Annotated in this window: 12 protein-coding genes; 6 read left to right on the top strand and 6 right to left on the bottom strand. The window is 59.7% G+C overall.

Features of this window, described 5'->3' with window-relative positions; translation table 11 throughout:
* Window positions 1–115: 115 nt before the first annotated feature.
* The 4 genes from OKC42_RS13015 to OKC42_RS13000 all read right to left on the bottom strand — a co-directional run bounded on the left by OKC42_RS13015 (window position 116) and on the right by OKC42_RS13000 (window position 4,116).
* Window positions 116–2,269 carry a S9 family peptidase gene (locus OKC42_RS13015; protein ID WP_270819889.1) on the bottom strand — a complete coding sequence of 718 codons (2,154 nt, stop codon included), beginning with the start codon at window positions 2,267–2,269 and terminating at the stop codon, window positions 116–118.
* Between the two features lie 234 nt (window positions 2,270–2,503).
* On the bottom strand, window positions 2,504–2,935 hold the full coding sequence (locus tag OKC42_RS13010; RefSeq protein WP_005339953.1) for a DUF411 domain-containing protein: 432 nt from the start codon (window positions 2,933–2,935) through the stop codon (window positions 2,504–2,506).
* A gap of 46 nt (window positions 2,936–2,981) precedes the next feature.
* Window positions 2,982–3,305 (bottom strand): hypothetical protein, encoded by a 324-nt coding sequence (locus OKC42_RS13005; protein WP_005348554.1) that lies wholly within the window; start codon window positions 3,303–3,305, stop codon window positions 2,982–2,984.
* Window positions 3,306–3,393: 88 nt separating this feature from the next.
* On the bottom strand, window positions 3,394–4,116 hold the full coding sequence (locus OKC42_RS13000; RefSeq protein WP_064337502.1) for an SDR family oxidoreductase: 723 nt from the start codon (window positions 4,114–4,116) through the stop codon (window positions 3,394–3,396).
* Window positions 4,117–4,258: 142 nt separating this feature from the next.
* Between OKC42_RS13000 and OKC42_RS12995 the strand changes: the two genes are divergently transcribed.
* The 5 genes from OKC42_RS12995 to OKC42_RS12975 all read left to right on the top strand — a co-directional run bounded on the left by OKC42_RS12995 (window position 4,259) and on the right by OKC42_RS12975 (window position 9,380).
* The gene (locus OKC42_RS12995) at window positions 4,259–5,101 is read left to right on the top strand and encodes a LysR family transcriptional regulator (protein ID WP_201954060.1); all 843 of its coding nucleotides are present in this window, start codon (window positions 4,259–4,261) and stop codon (window positions 5,099–5,101) included.
* A 101-nt stretch (window positions 5,102–5,202) separates the two neighbouring features.
* Window positions 5,203–5,799, top strand: a complete 597-nt coding sequence (kefF, locus tag OKC42_RS12990) for a glutathione-regulated potassium-efflux system oxidoreductase KefF (RefSeq protein ID WP_005339958.1) — start codon at window positions 5,203–5,205, stop codon at window positions 5,797–5,799.
* 67 nt (window positions 5,800–5,866) lie between these two features.
* Window positions 5,867–7,723: a monovalent cation:proton antiporter-2 (CPA2) family protein gene (locus tag OKC42_RS12985; RefSeq protein WP_270819888.1), complete on the top strand. Its 1,857-nt coding sequence runs from the start codon at window positions 5,867–5,869 to the stop codon at window positions 7,721–7,723.
* A complete protein-coding gene (locus OKC42_RS12980) occupies window positions 7,720–8,106 on the top strand; it encodes a SirB2 family protein (RefSeq protein WP_042052535.1) in 387 nt (128 codons plus the stop codon). The genes OKC42_RS12985 and OKC42_RS12980 overlap by 4 nt, the downstream gene beginning before the upstream one ends.
* Window positions 8,107–8,393: 287 nt before the next feature.
* Window positions 8,394–9,380, top strand: a complete 987-nt coding sequence (locus OKC42_RS12975; RefSeq protein WP_005339987.1) for a helix-turn-helix transcriptional regulator — start codon at window positions 8,394–8,396, stop codon at window positions 9,378–9,380.
* 854 nt (window positions 9,381–10,234) lie between these two features.
* Here the strand turns inward: OKC42_RS12975 and OKC42_RS12970 are convergent.
* Entirely contained in the window at window positions 10,235–10,546 is a 312-nt protein-coding gene (locus tag OKC42_RS12970; RefSeq protein ID WP_005342853.1) for a DUF1145 domain-containing protein, read from the bottom strand.
* A complete protein-coding gene (gene rsmD / locus OKC42_RS12965) occupies window positions 10,530–11,159 on the bottom strand; it encodes a 16S rRNA (guanine(966)-N(2))-methyltransferase RsmD (protein WP_201954063.1) in 630 nt (209 codons plus the stop codon). Before rsmD ends, OKC42_RS12970 begins: the two co-directional genes overlap by 17 nt.
* Window positions 11,160–11,269: 110 nt before the next feature.
* Here rsmD and ftsY point away from each other — a divergent pair, with 110 nt between their 5' ends.
* Complete coding sequence (ftsY, locus tag OKC42_RS12960; RefSeq protein ID WP_201954066.1) at window positions 11,270–13,111, top strand: signal recognition particle-docking protein FtsY; 1,842 nt, start codon at window positions 11,270–11,272, stop codon at window positions 13,109–13,111.
* Window positions 13,112–13,200 lie beyond the last annotated feature (89 nt).

The following is a 13,200-nucleotide window of genomic DNA, read 5'->3' as shown; positions in this document are numbered from 1 at the left end:
GATCATTCATTTTCTTGCCGAAGATTAATTTGATATGGAGGGAAATGGAAGAGGGAAAAACTACGAGAGGATTCTTATGCGGCCCTTGAATGACAAGGGCCGGAGTCATGAGAGATCAGTTGGCCGGGGTGGCCAGATCCAGGATAAAGGCGTATTCCAGCGCGATATCCTCGTAGGCTTTGAAGCGGCCCGACTTGCCGCCGTGGCCGGCGTCCATGTCGGTATTCAGTAACAACTTGTTATCATCTGTCTTCAGTTCGCGCAGCTTGGCGACCCACTTGGCGGGCTCCCAATACTGCACTTGCGAGTCGTGCAGTCCGGTGGTGACCAGCAGGTTGGGATAGGCTTGCGCCTTGACCTGATCGTAGGGGCTGTAGCTCTTCATGTAGTCGTAGTAGCGCTTCTGGTTCGGGTTGCCCCACTCGTCATACTCCCCGGTGGTGAGGGGAATGGACTCGTCCAGCATGGTGGTGACCACATCGACGAACGGCACCTGCGCCACCACGCCGCGATAGAGTTGGGGCGCCTGATTGATGACCGCCCCCATCAGCAGGCCGCCGGCGCTGCCGCCCATGGCGTAGACCTGATCCCTGGCACCGTAGCCTTGCTCAACCAGCGCCTTGGTGACATCGATAAAGTCATTGAAGGTGTTCTGCTTTTTCAGCAACTTGCCATCTTCGTACCAGTGACGGCCCAGCTCTTCGCCACCCCGGATATGGGCGATGGCGTAGACGAAGCCGCGATCGAGCAGGCTCAGGCGCGAGCTGCTGAAGTCGGGATCCATGCTGGCGCCGTATGAGCCGTAGCCATAGACCAGCAGCGGATTCTTGGGCGCATCGGCCTGCTCTTTCTTGAACTTGTCCTTGCGATAGACCAGCGACACCGGCACCGATACGCCGTCGCGGGCAGTCACCCAGAGCCGCTCGCTGGCGTACTGGTCGGCCTTGAAGCCGGCCACCGGTTGCTGCTTGAGCAGGGTGCGCTTGCCACTCGCCATATCCAGCTCATAGGTAGAAGCGGGGGTGGTCATGGAGGAGTAGCCATAACGCAGGGCGCTGGTATCCGGCTCCGGGTTGTAGGCGAGCCAGGTGACATAGGCGGGATCGTCGAAGGCGATCTCCTTCTCGTCACCGCTCTGCCAGTTGATCTGGCGCAGTCGGGTCAGCCCCTTGTTGCGCTCTTCCAATACCAGCCAATCCTTGAACAGGGCGTAGCTCTCCAGCAGCACGTCCGGATTGGGGGCAATCACCGCCTTCCAGCGATCCACCGGGCTCTCTTTGGTCTCGTAGAGGCCGAAGTTCTTGCCGTCCTTGTTGGAACGCACATAGAAGCGGCCGCGGTAGTGATCCAGGCTGTATTCGTGATCCACCTGACGGGGCAGGAACAGGCGGGGGGCGTGCTCCGGCTGGTTGGCATCGATCAGCCGTGCTTCGCCTGTGGTGGTGCTGGAGAGGGCGATGACGATGAAATCTTCCGAGGTGGTGGCGTAGAGGCTGATGTAGAAGGAGTCATCCTTCTCCTCGTAGACCAGCTTGTCCGTGGCCGGATCCGTCCCTAGCGTGTGGCGATAGACCTGATACGGAAGCAGGGTCTGCGGGTGCTTGCGCACATAGAAAACGGTCTTGTTGTCGTTGGCCCATACCAGATTGCCAGAGGTATTTTCCAACTTGTCGGTGGCCCACTGGCCGCTCTCCAGATCGAGGAACTGGATCTGGTACTGACGGCGGGAGAGGAAATCTTCCGCCACCGCCAGCCAGCGGTTGTTACGGCTCACCTCAAGGGCGCCGAGGGCATAGAACTCGTGCCCTTCTGCCCGCTGGTTGCTGTCGAGCAACAGGCTCGACTGCTCTTCACCGAGCTTGGTGCGCGAGTAGATCCCGTACTCCTTGCCCGGCTCATAGCGGGTCTGGTAGCGGTAGCCGTTCTTCACATAGGGTACCGACTCATCCTGCTGGGGGATGCGGGCGACCATCTCTTTGTAGAGCTGTTCGCGCAGGGGTTGGGTCGGCTTGAGGATGGCCTCGGTATAGGCGTTCTCGGCCTTGAGATAGTCCAATACCTCGGGCTTCTGCCGCTCGTCGTCACGCAGCCAGTAGTAGTTGTCGATGCGGGTATCCCCGTGTTTTTTCAGCGTGCGGGGATGTTTGGCGGCCACGGGCGGCTGGATTGGATGTTCGCTTGTCAGCATGGCGGGCTCTTCATTGGCATAAGTGGGGGGGAGAACTGTCAGAAAGGCTAGCAGCAGAACTCCTCGGGAAAAGGTAAACATGTCGCATCCTTGGCGCTGGAAAGGGTTGGTAGACCTGAGCATCGGCTCCATGAATTGGCGTTAAATCTGCCCCTTGTTGCCGGTGGTTGCAAGCAATCCCTTGTTATTGCAGGAAATGTAATCAAAAAAAGCCGCTATCTCGCGATAGCGGCCCTCTTTCTGGCCATGAGCGGCAAGAGTCCGCTCAGGTGTGCCTCACATGATATGGGAGTGCCCTCTCATGGCCAGTTTTCGTCAGCCGGGGTAGCTCGACCAGCGGTTGGTCGCGCCCTCGTTGCTGATACTCAGTACCTCATAGGGATGGCCCGGAATATCCATGCCCGGTGCACTCTGGGGCATGCCCGGAATGGTCAGGCCACGGATCGCCGGTTTTTCCCTGAGCAGCTTCTGCACATCGGCGGCCGGTACATGCCCCTCGATCACATAGCCATTTACGATACCGGTATGGCAGGAAGCCAGTTCCGGCGCGATACCGTATTGCTGCTTCACTGCGCCGAGCTGTTCGGTTTCGATGACCTCCAGTTCGAAGCCATTCTGCTCCATGTGCTCGTTCCAGCTTTGGCAGCAGCCACAATATTTGGATTTGTAGACGGTCATCTTCTCGGCCGCGAGAGCCGAAAAGCTGACGGTACCGGCCAGCATGGCCAGTAACAGGGGTTTGTACATCACTCACCTCAGATTGAAAGAAAAGATGCCCGATACGGGATGGGTTTCAGATCCGGGGGCGTGGGGGACGTTCGAGCCGCTCGCACGGAGCGTCCGGCATAAAGAGAGAGGGGGAGGCGAAGTCGGGGGTATCCGGTTCCAGTACGGCGACCGTCAGGCTGTCGCTGCCTACCAGCGTCATCGAGAGGGCGGTGGTAAAGCTGCCGCAGGGCATCGCTTTTTCCAGGGTACGCTCGCTCTGGCTGCAGTGGGTGGTCAGGGTACAGAGGTCGGTTGCGGCCCGGCTGCCAAACGACATCAACACCAGCACCAGACTCCACAAGGGGAGCCAGCGACGGGCGTGAGCGAGTTGGCGACGGGTGAGAACCATGGAATGACTCGGAAAAAATAAGGGGCACATGGTAACCCTGTGCCCCGGGGGAGGGTCAAGCCCTCCCCATGGTGTCAGTCAGCCAGGATTAAGGTTGCTGACGGGTCGCCGCCAGCACGATCTCGCGCACACAGACGTTGGCAGGCTGGTTCCAGGCGTAGAGCACGGCATCGGCGATCACTTCCGGCGCAATGACGCCACCCATCTGATCTTTCCAGTCGTGGTAACCGGCCTTGATGCTCTCGTCAGTGGTGTGGCTGAGCAGCTCGGTCTCGACCGCACCCGGGGCAATGGTCACCATCCGCACGCCGACATCGGCCACCTCTTCCCGGATGTTCTCGGTCAGGGCGTGCACGGCGAACTTGGTGGCACAGTAGGCAGCATGGTTCGGGAAGGTCTTGCGACCGGCGATGGAGCTGATGTTGATGATGGTGCCGCTGCGGCGCTCCTTCATGCCTGCCAGCACTGCGTGGACGCCGTTCAGCACCCCCATCACGTTGATGTTGAGCATCTGCTGCCATTCGGCGGGATTCTGCACATCGGCCTGACCCAGCAGCATGACTCCGGCGTTGTTGACCATGCAGCCGACCGGGCCAAATTTGGCTTCTGCCTGCTGGACGGCGGCCTTCATGGCAGCGGTGTCGGTGACATCGACCCCGATGCAGAGGGTATCGGGCAGGTTCAGTGCCTGCATCGGCTCGACCCGGCGGGCCAGCAGTAGCAGCGGATGACCGGCGGCAGAGAAGGCACGGGCGATGGCGGCACCGATCCCGGCGGAGGCGCCGGTGATCACGACGAGAGATTTGGACATGGGTCTTTCCTTCTGATTCAAGAGTCGGTTTGAGCAAACAGGTGGCTGGCCAGCACGGAACCCAATCACTATAGTCACTGTATCTATAAGTGATAAATATTGTTTTCCGCTGGTTATCATCTGAAAAAACTATGGTTGGTTTATGCTGGACTTGAGATTGCTGCGTTTCTTCATCGCCATCTATGAAGAGAAGAACATCACGGCGGCGGCCGAGCGCTGCCACGTCAGCCAGCCCTCCCTCTCGGCGGGGCTGCGCCAGCTGGAAGAGGCGCTCGGTGACAGCCTGTTTGCCCGGGGCAAGAAAGGGGTGGTGGCGAAAGATCCGGCCCACTATCTCTATCCTCACGCAGTCAAGCTGGTGGAGGAGGCGCGCCGTCTGCCGGAGCTGTTTCGCCAGAAGGCGACGCGTGCGAGGCTCAATATCGCCATCATGTCGGACTTGAGTCGCCGTCGGGTGGCCGGGCTGCTGCAGCAAGTACAGCGCGTGTTGCCGCAGCTGGATCTCACCCTTTCCGACTACACCACACCCGCCGACTGCCGCTTGACGCTGGATGCCTTGCGCCGGGAGGACGAGATCTTTCTGCCGCTGTGGGAGGAGGATTACGTGCTCTGCGTGCCGGTCGACCATCCCCTTGCCAGTCGCGAAAGGATCGAGCTGGCCGAGCTGCAACATTATGATTTTATTGAGTGCCCGCCCTGCGAAGCCCATCAGCAGACTATCGGCCTGCTGGCCTGTGACCGCCTTACCCTCAATCTGGTGGCCAAGGCCGAGAGCAAGGGGCTGGTGATGGCGCTGGTGCTGGCGGGGGTCGGCATCAGTTTTCTGCCGGACGGGCTGGTCGAGGATGAGGCGGGGCTCTGTACCCTGCCGGTGAGCGGGCCGCGGATGTTTCGCCGGATTGGGCTCTGCTATCCCGCCCACCAGACCCTCAATCCGGCGCTGCGGGAGCTGATACCCGAGTTGGCAGGCTATGGCGCTTCCTGATAAGGTCGCTCTCCTGTGCACCTTTACGATGCAGCTCCCCAGACTCCCCTTTTCTGTTTACCTCGCCTTGCACCGCAAGGCTTTGTTCGGGTGATGTGGTCATGAAACGCATTTTGGTTATTTTTTCCCATCCCGCGCTGCAGAGCTCGCGGGCCAACAAGCAGCTGTTGCAGGCGATTGAGGGGCTGGAGGGGGTCACGGTTCACGACCTCTATCAGCACTATCCCGACATGTTTATCGATGTGAAGCGGGAGCAGGCGCTGCTCTGTGAGCACGACATCATCGTCTTCCAGCACCCGTTTTACTGGTACTCCTGCCCAGCCATCATGAAAGAGTGGATGGATCTGGTGCTGGAGTATGGCTACGCCTACGGCCCCGAAGCCCACGCCCTCAAGGGCAAGCAGTGGCTGAGCGCCATCACCACTGGCGGGGCGCCGGAGTCCTACTGCAGCGAGGGGTACAACAGCCGACCGCTGCTCGATTTTCTGCTGCCATTTCAGCAGGCTGCCACCTTGTGCGGCATGAACTGGCTGCCCCCTTTCGTGCTGCACTCCTTTCACAAGATCAAGGATCCCGCCGCCCTGCGCCGCTGTGGGCAGGACTACCGCCAGCTGCTTTGCGCCCTGCGTGACGATCAGCTGACCCCGGAGCAGCTGGCCGGGCGTCCTTATCTGCGCGACTTGCTGGAGGTGCTCTGATGACACACGGGCAGCTTGTTGGCCGTGCTTATGAGCTGGATCTGATGTTCACACGGAGGGCTGACTGATGGGCCACGGGATCCTGTTTGATGCCTTTATCTATCTCTCCGCCGCCGTTATCGCGGTGCCGCTCGCCAAGCGCTGGGGGCTGGGCTCGGTGCTCGGCTACCTGCTGGCGGGGATCATCATAGGCCCCTTTCTGCTGGGGCTGGTGGGGGAGCAGAAGGATGTGATGCACTTCGCCGAGTTTGGCGTGGTGCTGATGCTGTTTCTGGTTGGGCTGGAGTTGCGTCCGGCCCTCTTGTGGCAGCTGAAGGGGCCGATCCTCGGCACCGGTGGCCTGCAGGTGCTGCTCACTACGGCGGCACTGACCGGCGTGGCGCACCTGATTGGGCTGCCGTTGCAACAGGGGCTGGCCATCGGCCTCATTCTGGCGCTCTCTTCCACCGCCATCGTGTTGCAGAGCCTGCAGGAGCGCAAGCTGATGCAGAGCGAGAGCGCTCGCTCCGCCTTTGCGGTGCTGCTGTTTCAGGATATTGCGGTCATTCCGATCCTGGCGTTGCTGCCGCTGCTGGCCATGGCGCCGGTCGCCAGCAATGGCGGCTCCGAGCTGGCGGGGTGGCAGCACGGTCTGCTGGTGGTCGCGGCCATCTCCGGCATAGTGCTGGGTGGCCACTATCTGATGCGGCCGGTGTTTCGTGCCATCGCCCAGTCCCACATGCGGGAGATCTTCGTCGCCGCCGCCCTGCTGCTGGTGATCGCTATCGCCGTGTTGATGGAGTCGGTGGGGCTCTCGCCCGCTCTTGGCTCTTTCCTCGCCGGTGTGGTGCTGGCCGACAGCGAATATCGCCATGAGCTGGAAGCGGACATAGAGCCGTTCAAGGGGCTGCTGCTCGGCCTGTTCTTTATGTCGGTGGGGGCGGGGATCGACTTTGGGCTGTTTGCCGAGCACCCCTTCCTGATACCAACCCTGGTGGTTGGCCTGATGGTGCTCAAATGGCTGGTGTTGATGGCGCTCGGCTTCATCATCCGTATCTCGCCGAGTCAGCGCTGGACTTTCGCGCTGGCGTTGGCGCAGGGCGGTGAGTTTGCCTTCGTGCTCTTTTCGTTTGCCGCGCAAAATCGGGTGCTGCCCGGCGAGACCATCTCGCTGCTGACGCTGGTGGTGGCACTCTCGATGGCGCTCACCCCGCTGCTGCTGATCCTCAACGATCGGGTGATCCAGCCCTGGTTCGATTACCGTAACCAGAGCGACGCACCGCAGCATGAACAACCCGAGCTGGTGGAGCATCCGGTGATCATCGCGGGCTTCGGCCGCTTCGGTCAGATCGTGGGACGTCTGCTGCATGGTCACGGCATCGGTACCACCATCCTCGAGCAGGATGCCAGCCAGATAGAGACCCTGCGCAAGTACGGCTATCAGGTCTTCTATGGCGATGCCAGCCGGATCGACCTGCTCCATGCCGCAGGGGCGCACAAGGCGAAGCTGCTGGTGCTCTCCATCAACGATCCGGCTACCTCGCTGGCGGTGATCGAGATGGTGCAGAAGCACTTCCCGCACCTGAAGATCCTGGCGCGAGCGCTGGATCGACCCCATGCCCACGAGATCCTGCGCCACGGGGTCGAGAGCGTTCACCGGGAAACCCTGGGCTCTGCGGTCGATCTGGGGGTGGAAGCCCTGACCCAGCTCGGTTTTCGGGCCAACCAGGCCTGGCGGGCGGGGCAGACCTTCAAGCAGCACGATAACTGGCTGTTGCGCGAGCAGGTCAACTATCTGGACGACGAACACACTTATATCAACAAGAGCCTGCAATACCGGGAGATCCTCTCCGATCTGTTGCAAGACGACGAGGAGGGGCAGGAGCGTATCCATGCCCACAACTGGAACAGCGGGCTACCCGACGACGACAAGGAAGCAAAATGATTGCCTATTACCCCATGTTCAAACACCTGCATATGACGCTGGCGCTGGTCAGTCTGCTGCTCTTTATCTATCGCTGGAGTCTGGCGCTGGCCGGCAGCGCTCGGTTGCAGCAGAAGTGGCTGAAGATCCTCCCGCATATCAACGACACCTTCCTGCTGCTGTTTGGTGTGTTGCTGGCGGTGGCCTTGCAGTTGAGCCCGGGGCAACAACCCTGGCTGATGGCCAAGCTGATTGCACTGGTGCTCTATATCGGTCTGGGTGTCATGGCGCTCAAGCGCCCGGCCCGCGGTCAGAAGCTGGTAGCCGGTGTGGCGGCACTGGCGGTGTTTGGCTACATGGTCGGTGCGGCCATCACCAAGTCAGCCTGGTCGTGGCTGATGTGAGCAAAAGGGGAGAGCTATGCTCTCCCCTGAAATCATATTCTGCGATGAATTAATTAATCGGAGTTTTATGCTGACAATAAATCGCAACATAGAACTTTCATTTGAGGGATTTTTGGCTAATTTTAGCCTCTAGCGGCTCCTTTTTTGAGTGCATTGTCTTTGAAAATCAATTGGTTAATGTGTTTTGTATGAAAATGGCGACAGTTGTCGCAGCAAAACTTGCGACATAGACTGTCGCAAGTCACGACTAGCATACAGTCAACGCTAAACCAGTGAAGGCAAGCACCATGAGCAAGAAGCTGTTACGACAACTGACCTTGGCGCGTTGCATCCCGCACCGCCCTTACAAGCTGACCGCCAGCCAACTCCAGGTAAAACTGGAAGAGGAAGGCATCCACGTCAGTCTGCGTACCGTGCAACGGGACCTGGAGGAGATGTCCGGCATGGGACTGTTCGACCTCACCTCGGACGAACGCAGCAAACCCCATGGCTGGTGCTTCGAGCGCCACGGCCTCAACGACTTTGCCAATATCATGCCGCTCTCGCTGGCGGTGGCCCTGAAAACCTGGAGTGATCAGGCGAGCCAACTGTTGCCGGCGAGTGTACTGACCGAATTGAACCCGCTGGTCGACAAAGCGAGCCAGGTGATCCGCGACAGTCAGAGTGAACTGGCCGAACGCTGGCTGGAGAGTGTCCACCAGTCACCGCGTCCGTTTGCCGGCAACCCGGAGATCCGCCGCAGCACCCTGATCCGCGATGCGCTCTGGCGTGGTCGCAAGTTCAGTGCCGAGATCCAGCGCGTGATCAAAGAGCGCACCGTGTGGCTCTGCTACGACCGTATCAACCCGCTCGGCATTCTCAATCAGCCGGACGGTCCGATCCTGCTCTGCACTCTGTCCGAGCTGGATCCCAAGGTTTATGGCATCCCGTTTGACCATATCAAGAACGTGGAGCTGACCAACTTCAGCGCCACCCAGCCGAAGGATTTCAATATCCAGAAGCTGATCCGCGATCAGGGCTATCAGGATGTGAGCGGCCCAATCCGCTTCGTCGGCCGGATCGATGCCAACAGCCAGTCGCTGGTGGATAACCAGATCCCCGGCAACAATCCGCGCATGACCCGCTATGACAAGCGCAGCGTGGTGGTGGAGACTGAAGTGCAGGACACCCCGGAGTTTCGCAGCTGGTTGAACAACATCGGCGGTGAACTGGAGGTGCTGGCACCGGAATCGCTGCGCAAGGCCTATCTCAATCCGGCCAACCGCTTGAGCTGATTAAAAAATTGGAATGTTGAAGAGTCGAGCCTGGTCTCGGCTCTTTTTTTGCGGTTTTTTTAAGCATATTTATTCAACTAATTTTTAAGTCTTAACGTCAGGATTGAACCGTTTTCCTGCCCCGTTTTTGGGGGCGAAACCTGTGTAAGAGATCTGCCATAGCAACTGTAAGAGGCTGGCGCTTTGAGCCGTACGCGAAGCCATGCCAGAATGATCGAGCTTTCCCGTGAAACTAAATAACTGACTGATATTAAAGGGTTAGTTTTTAAGTTCGTTTTTTGAGATGGGAGCTGCATCGGATCTTTATCATCGGATGGCCCTTGTTCGGGGGGCGCATTTCCTTAGTATGGGTCTCACAAGGACGGAGCTGGTCCGGCAGGATGCAGGGCAGCGCATAAAGATGGAATAGTCCGCAGGATGTGGACAAGGGACACCTCAGGATGAGCTCGATAATCAGGATGATTATCGTCACGGATGAATAAAGGAACACCGCGGGATGCGGCAGGACACTCTCGGGATGGGAGCAGAACGAACGGAACCTCGTTCTTCAGGATGAACAGGACCTCGCCGGATGCGAGAGGAATACTTCAGGATGAAGTGAGATAACCCGGATGGTTATCTGTCAGGAAGACGTAAGGAACCCCACAGGATGTGGTAATGGACACCTCCAGGATGGAGACAGTGAAGCAGTTCAGGATGAATTGCCAGGCCAGGAACGCCGCAGGACACGCCAACGGATTGTAAAGGGGATATTCCAAAGGATTAGGATAACGTCAGGGATTGCAGGGAGCATTGCAGTTCTACGGACAGGACGACACGACTCTAGGGGACGGCTACCGCCGTCCCCTTTTCTTTTATGGTTTGTCCGAGAGATTGCCGCGCTGGGCGGCGTTGACGATCTCTTGCAGGCGCTGACGAATGTCGACCATGCCAAACACACCAAAGATCAGCACAGTGACAAATTCGGCCTTGGTGACAGCGAAGTAGCGTTTGCAAGCCGCCTTGATCATGCTGGCCTGCAGCCAGTGCAGCAGGGCGACGATCACGCCGCAGACCGGCAGAAAGCCGTTGAGTTTGCCGGGCAGCGGGGCAATCAGGCTCACCAGCACGCCAAACCAGAAGAACAATATCAGCCCCATCGCCAACAGATTAAAGACTCGCTTCATTGTTTACCTCTCTTAGATAGAGTTGATAGCAGACCTGACCTGCTTGTTTGTCCTTGAGTAACTGCCAGTTGGCGGGCAGCGCCAGATCGGCCATCTCTTTTTCCCGCTCCAGATAGATGAGGGCGTCCGGCGCCAGCCAGCCGCGCTGCTCCAGCAGTTCGCACACTTGCGGCAGCAGCTCGCGGCGAAACGGCGGATCGAGGAATACCAGATCAAACGGCGTGGCCGGGCCTTGCAGCCAGCTCACTGCATCTGACTGGATCACCTGACCCTGACTGCTGCCGAGGGCGGTCAGGTTCTTCTTGATCTGGTCGGCGGCCCCTTTGTCCATCTCGATCAGGGTCACCTGCTCGGCATAGCGCGACAGCGCCTCCAGTCCGAGTCCGCCGCTACCGGCAAACAGATCAAGGCAGTGGGTGCCGCGAATGTGGGGGGCCAGCCAGTTGAAGATGGTCTCCTTGACGCGATCCGTGGTGGGTCTGAGCCCCTCCACATCCTTGACCGGCAATTTGCGGCCTCGCCACTGGCCGCTGATGATTCTTACAAAGCCCGATTTTCCTTGCGGGGCGGGACTCTTGCTCGGGTTGCTACGGCTGGATTTCACTCTGGGCATCGCGTTTCATCGTCAGAAAATAAAGTGGTAGTATAAGGCGGTTCATTTTTATGCCGACCCGCCAAGGGACGGCTATCTTAGCAGTCAGCCTTTGATGTGAGTATTTTTAGATGGCAAAAGGTTTGTTTTCCTGGCTGGGTTTCGGCCGCAAGAAAGAAGAGGCTGAGGCTGTCCAACCACAGACACCCCAAGCCACCCCCGTTACCGTTGAGCCCGAGGTCACTGCTACCCCCGCTCCCGTTTCCGATACCACTGTTTCCGATAGTACGCCGGCTGTTGCCCCCGAAGTGCCTGCTAGCGCACAGAATCCCGTTTTGCAAGATGATTGCTGCCTGCCGACCGAGCTGGACGACCACGGCCCGCTGGTGGTGGAGGAGTGCGCCTCCGATCTGGAGCCGGTGATCGTCAACGAAACGCTGATCGCCGAAGAGGAGCGTGCCGCTGACGCCGCTCGCACTGCCGCAGAGGCGCAAGCTGCTGAGGTCAAGGCAGCCGAAGAGGCTCGTATTGCTGCCGAGGCTCGCGCCGCGGAAGAATCTCGCATTGCCGCCGAGGCTCGCGCTGCGGAAGAGGCCCGCATCGCTGCCGAAGCCCGCGCAGTGGAAGAGGCCCGCATCGCTGCCGAAGCCCGCGCTGCAGAAGATGCTCGTATCGCCGCCGAAGCTCGCGCTGCAGAAGATGCTCGTATCGCCGCCGAGGTTCGCGCCGCAGAAGAGGCCCGCATCGCCGCCGAAGCTCGCGCCGCGGAAGAATCTCGCATTGCCGCCGAAGCCCGCGCCGCGGAAGAGGCTCGTATTGCTGCCGAGGCTCGCGCCGCGGAAGAGGCTCGCATTGCTGCTGAAGCTCGCGCTGCGGAGGAGGCTCGTATTGCCGCCGAAGCTCAGGCAGCTGAAGAAGCCCGTATCGCCAAAGAGGCCCAGCGCGCGGAAGATATGCGCCTGGTCGCCGCGATGGAGGCTGAGGCCGCCGCCCTGGCAGCTCTGCCGCTGGCCGCCAAGGTGGACGACGACACCCAGGACAAACCGCAGCGGGAGGGCTTCTTTGCTCGCCTCAAGCGCAGTCTGGTGCGCACCAAGGAGAATATCGGTTCCGGTTTCTTCGGCCTGTTTCGTGGCAAGAAGATCGACGACGAGCTGTTTGAAGAGCTGGAAACCCAGTTGCTGACCGCCGATCTCGGCGTCGACACCACCACCCGCATCATCGAGGGGTTGGTGCAGCACGCGGACCGCAAGCAGCTCAAGGATGCCGAGGCGCTCTACGGCCTGCTCAAGCAGGACATGGGCGAGATGCTGGCCAAGGTCGAGCAGCCGCTGGTGATCGACACCAGCAAGAAGCCTTATGTGATCCTGATGGTCGGCGTGAACGGCGTCGGCAAGACCACTACCATCGGCAAGCTGGCCAAGCAGTTCCAGGCTGAAGGCAAGAGCGTGATGCTGGCGGCGGGTGACACCTTCCGTGCCGCAGCGGTCGAACAGCTGCAGGTTTGGGGTCAGCGCAACAACATTCCGGTGATTGCCCAGCATACCGGTGCCGACTCCGCCTCCGTCATTTATGACGCCATCGAGGCCGCCCGCTCCCGCGGGGCTGATGTGCTGATCGCCGACACCGCCGGTCGCCTGCAGAACAAGAGCAACCTGATGGAAGAGCTCAAGAAGGTGGTGCGGGTGATGAAGAAGCTGGATGAAGAGGCGCCCCACGAGATCATGCTGACGCTGGACGCCGGCACCGGCCAGAATGCGCTGAGCCAGGCCAAGCTGTTCAGCGAGGCGGTTGGCCTGACCGGCATCACCCTCACCAAGCTGGATGGCACGGCCAAGGGCGGCGTCATCTTCGCGGTGGCCGACAAGTTCCAGATCCCGATCCGCTACATCGGAGTGGGCGAGGGGATCGACGATCTGCGTCCCTTCGTTGCCAACGACTTCATCGAGGCGCTCTTCAGCCGCGATGAATAAGTCCGGCCGCGATGAGTCAGCTCAGCCGTGATGAGTAAGTGTTCCATACCCCGACTCCGGTCGGGGTTTGTCAATTTCAGGGAACCGTT

This window comes from Aeromonas sp. Y311-2 (assembly GCF_027706025.1).
GTDB classification, from domain to species: Bacteria; Pseudomonadota; Gammaproteobacteria; order Enterobacterales; family Aeromonadaceae; genus Aeromonas; species Aeromonas veronii.
Note: the sequence above shows the minus strand (reverse complement) of the source record. Positions and strands in the feature narration are given on the sequence as shown.